Origin of the sequence: Candidatus Poriferisodalis multihospitum (genome assembly GCF_028283155.1) — a bacterium.
Taxonomy (GTDB): Bacteria; Actinomycetota; Acidimicrobiia; order Acidimicrobiales; family Poriferisodalaceae; genus Poriferisodalis; species Poriferisodalis multihospitum.
The window spans coordinates 24,983-35,996 of record NZ_JAPYOK010000108.1 but is presented as its reverse complement, the minus strand read 5'-3'; the positions used below and the strand labels follow the sequence as shown (position 1 = coordinate 35,996).

Sequence of the window (11,014 nt, the reverse complement as noted above, 5' to 3'; positions counted from 1 at the left end):
GTCGTTCACCCAACCGACCACGGATCGTTTGAGCACATCGCGCTCCATCCCCCGGCTCAGCGCAGCGGCGCCGCAGCCGCACCAGCTCGGCACGCTCGTCAGCATCGAGCGCACCCTCCCCGGCATCCTGGCGCTCCGCCTTGACCCAGTTGCCCAAAGTCCCCGCATGAATGCCGAGATCCCGGGCCACCACAGCGATCGGCTTGCCGGTCTCGACCACGATCCGCACCGCACCAGCACGAAACTCCGGATCGAACCTTCTTCTTGTCCCAGGCATCGCTCCCCTTCTCCTCTTAGAGCAAGCCACCCAGATTCCGGGGGAAGCCCACAGCACCGGCCGGGCTGCGTATCGTTGACTGCTTCCGAAACGCCCACATGCCGTCAAGAGTAATCAGGCCGCGCAAACCCCTCCCACCCCCCACTGTCGGCAACCGCCGATGTCCGGGTGTGTTGCGTCTGGCTTCGCCACTCGACTCAGCCGCTGAACGAGGCCGCTAGCTCTCAGGGCTGTCGGGGAACTCGCCCAGCTCCAGCTCGACCGTCCGCAGCCTGCCGTCGTTGCCGATCACGCCCATCTGGACCCGGTCCCCCGGCACCCTCGCCAAGATCTCGACCACCAGTTCCTCGCTTGTGCGGATGGGCACACCTTCGAACGACACAATGATGTCGCCGGGCACGATGCCCGCTCGCTGGGCCGCCTGTCCGGCCTCCACAGAATCCACATAGGCCCCGGAAGTCACTTCCGGCGGCACGTCGATGTCCTCGGGTTCGTCATCGCCGGTGCCGCTTCCCGGCTCCACCGTCTCGGGCCTGCCGTCGCCCAGTTCCTCCAGCGGGTCCTGCTCCTCGGCCTCGGCCCGCTCCCGCGCCGCCAGCAGATCGCCGACCGACGCGATCCGCACGCCCAGGTACGCCTTGGCCTGCACGACGCCTTCGAGCAATCCATCGATGATCGGACGGGCGTGGTCAATAGAGATCGCATATCCGATGCCCTCGGCAATGCCGCGGACACTTGACGAGTAGGCCTGAATGGCCGTATTGACACCGATGACTTCACCGGCGGCGTTGACCAGTGGCCCTCCCGAATTGCCTGGGTTGATCGCGGCATCGGTTTGGATGAGGCGCACCAACCGCTTGTTGTCCTCCAGCGGAATCCAGCGATTGAGACCCGAGACGATGCCGAAGGTCACGGTCGGCTCGCCGATGATGTTAAGCGCATTGCCGATCGCGACGACCTCGTCGCCGACTTCCACACCGTCAGTGGAGCCCAGCCGCACCGTCGGCAATCCGTCGCGGTTGACCTGCAGGATGGCCAAATCCCTCGTCGGGTCGCTGGCCAGCACCTCCGCCGGCACCAGCTCTCCGCCGAAGAAGCGCACATCCACCGTGACCGCATCTTCCACGACGTGGGCATTCGTCACGATGCGTCCCTGCGGAGTGACGATAAACCCGGAGCCGCCGCGCTCGACGCCTTCGTCGGTCGTGATCCTGACAATGACCACCGCTTCTTGCACTTCCTCGAGCACCGCCTTGACGTTGATGCCCTCGATGCGGCTGCCCAGCGGCGCCCCCGGCTGGTCCGACTCGCCTGTGAGCATGCGCGCCCAGACGTCGGCGAGGAGATCCGGATCGAGGTCGACCGTCCCATCGCCCGACTGGCCACCGGCCTCGCCGGATGCCGAGCTGCCGAACAGGTTGGAGTTGGCGAGCACCTGGCTCCAGAAGTCGGCATCGCCGGTGGAGCCTTCGGGCGGCTGCACATCGCCTGCCGCGCCCTCACTGCTCACCGACACCGCTGCTGTCACTGAGTCAGATGACGAGGCGTCGAAGTCATCAGCGATGTCGGAATCAACCGGTGCCTGCTCGGGGGTCTCGTTCGTCGGCACAGTGGCGTCCGGGCTGTCGTCGCCGCTGAGCACGATTACGAGGATCAGCCCGGCCACGATTGCACCCGCCATCGCTCCGACCGCCGCCGCCAGCCCGGCGAGCAGGCATCCCCGCCGCGGCACGGCAGCCGCAGGCTCGCGCAGCGGTGCCGGCCCCGGCAGCACTGCGGGCGATGCGGGAATCGGATCGTCGCCAACCCCGCCAGCCGCCGTCGGTGCATCGGTGGATTCGGGGGCAGCCGGCACAGCGGGCTGCGCCTGCGTCGCTGACGGTGTCCAACCGAAGCGACCCGTGGTGCGGAACGCGTCATCGGGCGGCGCTGCGGCGGGCTGGTCGTCGTCCGCTCGCGCCCCACGCGACTCAGCGGGTGGCTCTGTCACCTCACACCTCAGCGAACGGCGAGGCGTTCGGCTGCGCTGGTCGACAGGAAATCGACGTTCTCACGGAACTGATCGGTGTCGGTTTCCTCGGCGTCTGCCATCGCCCCGCGCAGGTAGCGGTTGAGCACGCCCTCCGATATAGCAGCCAGACGCCAGTACGAGAACGCGCGGTAGTAATCCACCTGCGACAGGTCGCGCCCCGACGCATCGGCGTACCAATCCAGCATCTCGCTGCGAGAAGCGAACCCGCCCGCCTGCGTGGGCGCCGAGGTGCCCGCCGTCTGCTCATCGGGCAGCACCCAGTTGTTCATGAGGTAGCCCACGTCGGCCATCGGGTCGCCGAGCGTGCACAGCTCCCAGTCGAGCACGGCAACAATGCCGCCGGAGCCCGAGATCATGTTCCCCAGCCGGTAATCGCCATGGACGATCGCCGAGCCGACCTGTTCGGGCTTGCGGGCCTCCAGCTCGGCGGCGACCTCATCCATGATCGGCAGCTCACGAGTCTTGGACTGCTCCCACTGACGCTTCCATCGCCGAAGCTGCCGGCCCAGGTAGTCCTCGCGCCGCCCGAGATCACCCAGCCCCACATCGTCGGGCTCGATCGCGTGCAACGCAGCCAGCACATCAGCAACCCGCCGGCTCAGCGGCACACGCTCAGCCTCAGGAACCAGCGCCGACTCGTCCGCCGAATGCAGCACCGCCCCGTCCTCGTAGCTCATCACGTAGAACGGCGCCTCGTTCACCGTCTCGTCGGCGCACAGCGCGATCGCCCGCGGCACCGGCACATCGGTCTGCCCCACACCCGAGATGATCTTGTGCTCCCGGCCCATGTCGTGCGCCGTGGCCAGCACATGGCCCAAGGGCGGCCGTCGCAGCACCACCGACGAGCCGTCGGCGCAGTGCACCCGGTAGGTCAGGTTCGAATGCCCGCCGGCAATCAGCTCGAAGCGCAGCGGCTGAGCAGCCTGCGGCACATGGGAGGCAAACCACTCGCTGACCGCAGCGGCATCGATGCCCGGCGGAACGCTCATCCGTACGTGTAGAAGCCCCGGCCGGTCTTGCGCCCCAGCAGCCCTGCGTCGCACATGCGGCTGAGCATCGGCGGCGGGGCGTAGAGCTGCTCGCGGAACTCCTCGTACAGCGATTCGGCCACCGCCAGCGTCGTGTCGAGGCCGATCAGGTCGCACAGGGCCAGCGGCCCCATCGGGTGATTGCAGCCCAGCACCATGCCGGCGTCGATGTCCTCGGTCGAAGCGAATCCCGACTCGAGCATCCGGATGGCCGACAGGATGTACGGAATCAGCAGGGCGTTCACCACAAACCCCGCCCGGTCCTGACTGTCCACCACCCGCTTGCCGAGCCGTTCAGAAGCGAACGCCCGGCAGCGCTCTGCCGTCTCCTCAGCGGTCAGCAGCGACGAGATGACCTCCACCAGCCCCATCACCGGGACCGGATTGAAGAAGTGCATGCCGATGACCTGCGACGGTCGATCGGTGGCCATGGCCAGCTTCATGATCGGGATGGCCGACGTGTTCGAGGCCATCACTGCCGCCGGGTCGTCGAGCACCTTCGACAGCCGTCCGAACACCTCCAGCTTGGCCGGCTCCGACTCGACCACCGCTTCGATCACGAACTCACGATCCGCCAGCTCGTCAAGATCCAGGCCGAACGACATGGCGCCCAGCGCCGATTCCCGCCCGGCGTCGTCGAGCTTGCCCGCGTTGACGGCCCGGTTCAGGCTCTTCTCGATGCGGGCCATGCCGGCGGTCAGCGCATCCTCGTTGACCTCCACGATCTTCACTTCGCACCCGTTGCGAGCCGCAACCTCGGCGATGCCCGACCCCATCAGGCCGCAGCCCACCACACCGATCTTGTCCATGAGCCCCTGCCCTCACTCGACGCCGTGGGCAATCTACCCGTAGTGGCCCGCTGGCTCCCTGGCTGGGACCAGTTTCAGGATTCGGCCGGCGTGCTGCGGGATCGCTCGATGGCGCCCTGCACGGCAGCCACCACCTCGTCGGCGGTGGCGCCCGGGGTGAGCACTGCCGCCACGCCCGCCTGCTCCATGGCCTCAAGGTCGCCGTCGGGCACGATGCCGCCCAGGATCACCGGAATGCTCTCGGCGCCGGCCTCGCGCAGGCGCTCCACCACCAGCGGCATGAGAGCTTCGTGCGCGCCCGACAGCATCGATACCCCGATGGCGTCGACGTCCTCGTCGATGGCGGCAGCCACCACGCTCTCGGGCGTCTGGAACAGCCCGGTGTAGATCACCTCGAAGCCGGCGTCCCGCAGCATGCGAGCCACCACCTTGACCCCGCGGTCATGTCCGTCAAGGCCGAGCTTGGCAATCAGCACCCGTGACACGGGCCGAGATTACCGGCCTGCCCTGCTGATATGCCGTGCCGATATGCCGTGCCGGCTACTGATCCATCAGTCCCGGGAACGGAATGGCCTCGGGCAGCGGACCGGTGATGACCGGCGCTGCGGCCTCCAAGCCGGCGGCAAGCCGGAACGCCGTCTCCCAGCCGCTTGGGCGTGCCCCGAGCTGCGCGATCCCCACCTCTGCCTCCGACCGCAGCGCCGCAGTGTCAGGCGCATCGAAGCACTCATGACCGATGGCACGGGCCAGCCGCACGACGGTCTGGCTGAGCCGGCTGTCGGTGGCGTCGGTGAGAATCATCACCTGCTCGAACGCCGCCTCCATCGCCGGCAGGTCAGCATCGCGGGCATGTGCCAGCGCCCGCGCAACCAGCGCGTTGCGCACGTCGACGTAGGTGCCGGTGCCGCTGGCCATAGCGAAGCGCGACTGCTCGAGCGCATCGACCGTGCGCCCGGCCGTGGCATAGGCGATCGCGAGACACGAGTGCAGGTAGGTGGAGGGCAAGTCGGCAGTCGGCACGGCCTCGAGCGCGACGATGGCGTCCTCCGCCTGGCCGAGCTGCGCCAGCGCAAGCCCCAGCGAGACGTCGAGGTCGCGCTGGCCGATGACCGCCGCTCGCTCGCCATGAAGATCCGCGCCCGCGGCGGAGTAAGGCTCATGGACCCCCGTCCGGTCCCAGCCGGCCCGTGCAAGATCCTCCTTGACCATCTCCGGCTGGCCCATCTGCACCGCAGCGCCGGCCCGAACCGCCCGAGCGAATCCCTCCAGCGGTTGGCCCGGCATGTCGTTGGCCCGCTGCAAGCACTCGGCCAGCATCGCCCGGCTGCGCTGCAGCTCGCCGACGGCCGCGTAGGCACGGCCCAGCAGCCCCATTGCCTGCACCTCGCCGAAATCGCTGTGCGCGTCTCGGAAGACCTGCTCAGCGGCCCTGGCCCGCTCGACAGCGTCTGCGGCCCGGCCCGACCAGAGCCCGAGCGACCCCAGCAGCAGGTCCATCATGGCCTCGGTGAAGCGTTCGCCACGCTCGTGGGCAATGGCATGCACCGACGTCGCCAGCTCCTCGGCCTCGTCGCGATCGCCGGCATGGAAGCGCAGGAACGCCAGCAGCCCCTCCGCGGTCGCCAGGCCGACCGTGTCGCCCAGATCGCCGAACCGCTCGATGGCGGTGGTGATGCGATCGCCGGCCTCGTCGATCAAGCCCTGCTCGAACGACAGCCATGCCAGATTCTGCAGGCACCAGGCCACACCGCTCTCGTCGCCCAGGTGCCCGAACGTGCCGTTGGCCTCGTTGATGTAGCGATCGGCACGTGCATACTCGCCGGCTCGAAGCGAGGCCAGCCCCCGCAGCCGCAGCGACTCGGCCGCCTCACGCACCTCGCCCAGGGTGCGGAACTGGTCGAGCGCGTCGGCCAGCAGCTTGTCGGCCGCCGAGTGCTCGTCGCCGGCCAGAGCAACCTCGCCCAGCACCCGCAGTCCATGAGCCGCTGCAAGCCGGTTGCCGTTCAGCGTTGCCAGGGCTCGTGCCAGCTCGGCGTCGGCATGGGCGCCGTGCAGCTCCCCCAGGCGCAGGCGCGCAGCCGCCCGGCCCAGCGACATGTCAATAAGGCGCGGGTCGGCATCGCCGAGCATCTCGATGGCGCGCCGGTAGAACTGCGCCGCGGCGTAGTGGCTGTCTCGGGCAGCGGCCCACTTGCCGGCACGGCCCAGCCACTCGATGGCCACCTCGGTCATGCCGCCCTCGAATGACTCATCAGCGGTCCCGGCCCCAGCCGGCTGGCCGGCATCGGCACCCAGCTCCACCGCCGAGGCGAAATGATCGGCAATCACGCCCACCGAATCGCTGGCGGGATCGTCCCGGTTCTGCGCCAGCCACAAAGCGACATCAAGATGCCGTTCGGCCCGGTCGGTCTTGGTGAGCATGCTGTAGGCCACGTCGCGCACCACGTCGCTGCGGAATGTCCAGACATCTGCCTCGCTGGTGAAGATGTCCTTGTCGACCAGCCGCTGGAAGGTGGCAGTGTCGCTCTCGGCACTGGTGTCGGGATTCGTGGCCGCCGTCATCTCCAGCAGCTCGCTGGTCGAGCCGCCGCCGCCGAGCACCGATGCGGCGTCCACCAGCCGCCGCTCTGGCGAGCTCAGCGTGTCGAGACGGGCGGCAACCAGCCCGCGCAGCGTGTCGGGCATCTCCGCCAGCGACCGTTCCTCGTGATCGGGGCGGGCGCCGGGGCCCACCACACCCGATTCACGCAGCAGCACGCACATCTCCTCGAGGAAGAACGGGTTGCCGCCGCTGCGCTCGTAGAGCTGATCGGCCAGGTAGGCGGGAGCGCTGCCGCCCAGCAGCTCGGCGGCCAGCTCGGCGGTGGCCTCGCGACTCAGCGGATCCAGGTTCAGCACCACTGTGCTGTGACGGCCCGGCGGTACCGTCCAGCGCTGCTCGTCCACGTTCCAGCGGGCCGTGGTGATCACCACGAACGGCTGGTTGGCCAGTGCTGCCAGCAGCTGCTCGAGCACGCTGAGCAGCCGCTCTTCGGCCCAGTGCACATCGCTCAGCAGCAGCACGACGGGCTGGCGACGCGTCATCGCTCCCAGGAAGCGGCGCAGGGAGCGGAAAGTGGCCTCGGCCCGCCACTCGATCTCGGCGGGATCGCCGCTGCCCACCCGGCCCAGCACGGCGAGCACCACATCGGTGATCTCATCGATCTCCTCGTAGTTGACGATTTGGCTCTCGCCGTTGCCGTTGGTGGGCCGCAGCACGTCGGCCACCAGCGACGAGACACGCCGCGTGGCCTGCACGGTCGAGTCGCCGGCCTTGACTCCTGCTGCCGTCGCGATGGCATCGCCCAGGCAGCGCAGCGGGTTGGTCTCGTCGTAGGGCAGCGCCATGCTCTCGAGCACCATCGCGTCGTGGCGCTCGGTGGCGCCATGCGCGGCCTCACGGGCGAGGCGCGTCTTGCCCATGCCCGCCTCGCCCACGATCTGGCACAGCCCTGCCCGCCGGCGGGCCACCGCGGTGTCGATCGCGGTCTCCAGCAGGGCATGTTCGAGATCGCGCCCCACCAGCGGCGAGATCGTGGCGCTGCGGTGGCGGCCGGGCGGCGCCAGCTCGCCGCTGGCCACGAAGACCGGCACGGGCTCGTCACGCCCGCGCAGGCCGATCTCGCCCCGGGGCGTGTAGTTCGCAATGGCAGCCGTGGCCGCCTGCGTCGTCGGGCCCACCAGCACCTCGCCGGCTTCGGCGAGCGTCTCCAGCCGGCTCGCGATGTTCACCGTGTCGCCCATGGCCGTGTAGTCGCCGCCCGCCCGCAGCGCCCCCACCAGCACCTCGCCGGTGTTGATGCCGATGCGGATGCGCAGGTCGAGATTGCGCTCGGCGTTGAAAGCCTCCAGCGAGCGCTGCATGCGGAACGCGGCCCGCAGCGCCCGCTCAGGGTCGTCTTCGTGCGCCGTGGGCGCGCCGAACAGCGCCAGGATCGCGTCGCCGATGATCTTGTCGACCGTGCCCCCGAACGCAGTCACGTCGGCCACGAGCCGCTGGAAGCACTGGTCGATCAGATGCTTGATCTCTTCGGGGTCGGCGGCCTCGCTCATCGAGGTGAACCCGACCAGGTCGGCGAACAACACCGTGACGACGCGGCGCTCCTCGGTAGAGACGAGCAGGTTGCCGCAGGTATGGCAGAAGCGTGCGCCCTGCGGGACCTCAGTGGCGCACGCAGGACACTTCATCGCGGCATTCTAGAAACGACGCCTCAATCAGGCTGAAGCCGGCTGATTCCGGTCACTCGTGGGCGATCGCGTCCAGGATGTTCATGCGCCCGGCGCGGCGGGCCGGCAGCACAGCCGCCAGCAGGCCTGCCAATGCGGCGGCGACGACGTAGATCGCAAGCGTTCCGAATGGCACGTCGACGGTGGTGATGAACGAGTCCGGCGTGGCCAGCGAGCCGGCCACCCCGAGGATCATGCCGACCACCACACCCATCAGGCCGCCGAACGTGGCCACGATCGCTGCCTCCCACCGCACGGCGCGCCGCAGTTGGCGCCGGGTCATGCCCACCGCCCGCAGCAGGCCGATCTCCCTGGTGCGCTCGAACACTGACAACGCCAGCGTGTTGGTGATGCCGACGAGTGCGATCACGAACGACAGGCCCAGCAGCACCGTGATGACGGCGAAGATCGAGTTGACCAGTTCCTCGTTGGCCTCGCGGAACTCGGCCCGGTTCTCGCCGATGACGCCGGGAAAGCCAGCCACCGTCTCAGCAATGGCGATCTCGCTGCGCTCGAGCAGCTCGGCCTGAGACCGGGCGAGTTGTGGGTCTGCGGCCAGATCGCCCAGCCCGGCGACCACGGCGGTGCCGAAGCGGTAGTCGCGGCGGCTGAGGTGCTGCTCCCACAGGGCGTTGTCGACGAGCCAGTTGCCGTAGATGATCGCATCCGCGTAGATCGCAGCCACCGTCAGCGTCACCGTCTCGTTGTCGGGGAACGTCGCTTCGAGCGTGTCTCCGACAGAGAGGCCGAGATCTTCAGCAGGGTCGACATGGAGCGCCACGCCGGTGAGCGGGTCGCCAGCGGCGATTGACCCCGAGATCACACCGCCGTCCAGATGCTCCTCCACGGCATCGAAGTCGGCACTGACAAGGTCGCGGCTCTGGCCGCCCACGACCATGCCACCGAACGCCACGCGGTAGCCGACGACACTCTCGAGAATGTCAAGATCGCCCAGGTCGTCCATGACCTGCGCCGGGAATCCGGTCGCCGGGTCGAACTGCGAACCCTCGCTGCGAATGAAGTAGTCGGCACTCACCGCATCGGTCAGCGCATCAGACACCGAGTTCCTCACCGACGCGCCGACCACCGCTGTGGTCGCCATCAGCGTGACGCCGATCATGAGCGCCCCCGCAGTGGACGCAGTGCGCCGGGGGTTGCGGGCTGCGTTCTCGCGTGCGAGCTTGCCGGGCATCCCGAACAGGGCCTGGATGGGGCGCCCCAGCACGCGCACAACCGGCCGTGCGATTGCCGGGCTGCTGACGTTGATGCCCACAAAGGCGACGAGCGCGCCGACGCCGGTCAACGCCAGCACCGTTGCAGCGCTGCCCACCCCGGCCATGCCCAGCGCCAGACACGCCACGCCCAGCGCGGTGACGGCGCCCCCCACGGCGACCCGCATGCGCCACCCGCTGCGTTCGATGCGGTAGTCATGCGCCAGCGCGGCGACCGGCGTGATGCGACGCGCCCGCATCGCCGGCACGATCGAGGCCACCATCGTGACGCCCAGCCCGATCACCAACGCCAGGATCACCGTGCGAGGCCGCAGCACCAGCGGCCCCGAGGGCAAACCGAAACCGCTCGCACGGATGATCGCCCGCATCAGCACGCTCACCGCCATGCCGACGGCAATGCCGATCGCCGTGCTGAGCAATCCCACCACGGCCGATTCGACGACAATCGAGCGCGACACCTGCTTGGGCGTGACGCCGATGGCCCGCCACAGCCCGATCTCGCGCACGCGTTGAGTCACCACAATCTGGAACGTGTTGTTGATGATGAACGCCGACACGAACACTGCGATGAAGGCGAACACCAGCAGGATCGAGGTGAACACGTTGAGGACGCTCTGGAACTGCTCGGACTGCTCGGCAGCGGCGGTCTCCTGGGTGATCACCTCGTACTCATGACCCAGCGCCGCGATGGCCGACTGGACCTCTTCGACATCGCCGTCGACGAGCACCCGGATCTCCATGAGCCGGTCGCCGAAGCCCAGGAACTGCTGCGCCGTGTTGTTGTCGAACACCGACATCGTCTGCCCGAGGCTGGTGTTGGTGTCGGGCGACCCGAAGTTGAAGATGCCGACCAGTTCGAAGGGCTGCGAGCGCACCGGCCCGTTCACGGTGTAGGTCTGGCCGACTTCGAGGTTGTTGCCGGTCGCCGTCGTCGCGTCCACGACGAACTCGCCGGGCCCGTCTGGCGCACGACCGTCGATGACGAAGAACACCCGGGATGAGTAGTTCATCCCCAGCGCCGGAGGGCCCTGCGGCCGGATGGCGTTGCCTTCGCCGTCCACGATGACGACGTTGCGCGCCTGCACCGTGCCGGATGCCTCGACCACCCCGTCGATCGCAGCGACGTCGTGGAGCAGCGAGTCTGGGATTGTCGGGCGGTCGGTCTCGCCGCCGACCTGCTGCGCTGCTCTGACGGTCAGGTCGGTCTCGCCGGCGATGTCTTCCGCCAGGTCGCCGAACGTTGAGCGCAGGCTGTCGGTGAGCGCGAACGTCCCCACCACGAACGTCACGCCGATCACCACCGACAGCGTCGTGAGCGCGAAGCGGATCTTCTTGTCGAGAAGGTTCCGCAGGGCAAGCTTCAGCACTGC

7 protein-coding genes are annotated in these 11,014 nt (G+C 68.6%); all 7 read right to left on the bottom strand.

Annotated elements, in window-relative coordinates; all coding sequences use genetic code 11:
• The coding region (locus VI480_RS12325; protein WP_323673148.1) for a transposase at nt 1-220 on the bottom strand (220 nt) is incomplete at its 3' end.
• Nucleotides 221-494: 274 nt separating this feature from the next.
• On the bottom strand, nt 495-2,267 hold the full coding sequence (locus VI480_RS12320) for a trypsin-like peptidase domain-containing protein (RefSeq protein ID WP_323673147.1): 1,773 nt from the start codon (nt 2,265-2,267) through the stop codon (nt 495-497).
• 8 nt (nt 2,268-2,275) lie between these two features.
• Nucleotides 2,276-3,298 carry a phosphotransferase family protein gene (locus VI480_RS12315; RefSeq protein WP_323673146.1) on the bottom strand — a complete coding sequence of 341 codons (1,023 nt, stop codon included), beginning with the start codon at nt 3,296-3,298 and terminating at the stop codon, nt 2,276-2,278.
• The gene (locus VI480_RS12310) at nt 3,295-4,146 is read right to left on the bottom strand and encodes a 3-hydroxybutyryl-CoA dehydrogenase (RefSeq protein WP_323673145.1); all 852 of its coding nucleotides are present in this window, start codon (nt 4,144-4,146) and stop codon (nt 3,295-3,297) included. The genes VI480_RS12315 and VI480_RS12310 overlap by 4 nt, the downstream gene beginning before the upstream one ends.
• A 74-nt stretch (nt 4,147-4,220) precedes the next feature.
• A complete protein-coding gene (locus VI480_RS12305; RefSeq protein WP_323673144.1) occupies nt 4,221-4,631 on the bottom strand; it encodes a cobalamin B12-binding domain-containing protein in 411 nt (136 codons plus the stop codon).
• Between the two features lie 55 nt (nt 4,632-4,686).
• Nucleotides 4,687-8,373: an adenylate/guanylate cyclase domain-containing protein gene (locus VI480_RS12300; protein ID WP_323673143.1), complete on the bottom strand. Its 3,687-nt coding sequence runs from the start codon at nt 8,371-8,373 to the stop codon at nt 4,687-4,689.
• 52 nt (nt 8,374-8,425) lie between these two features.
• The gene (locus VI480_RS12295) at nt 8,426-11,011 is read right to left on the bottom strand and encodes an ABC transporter permease (RefSeq protein ID WP_323673142.1); all 2,586 of its coding nucleotides are present in this window, start codon (nt 11,009-11,011) and stop codon (nt 8,426-8,428) included.
• Nucleotides 11,012-11,014 lie beyond the last annotated feature (3 nt).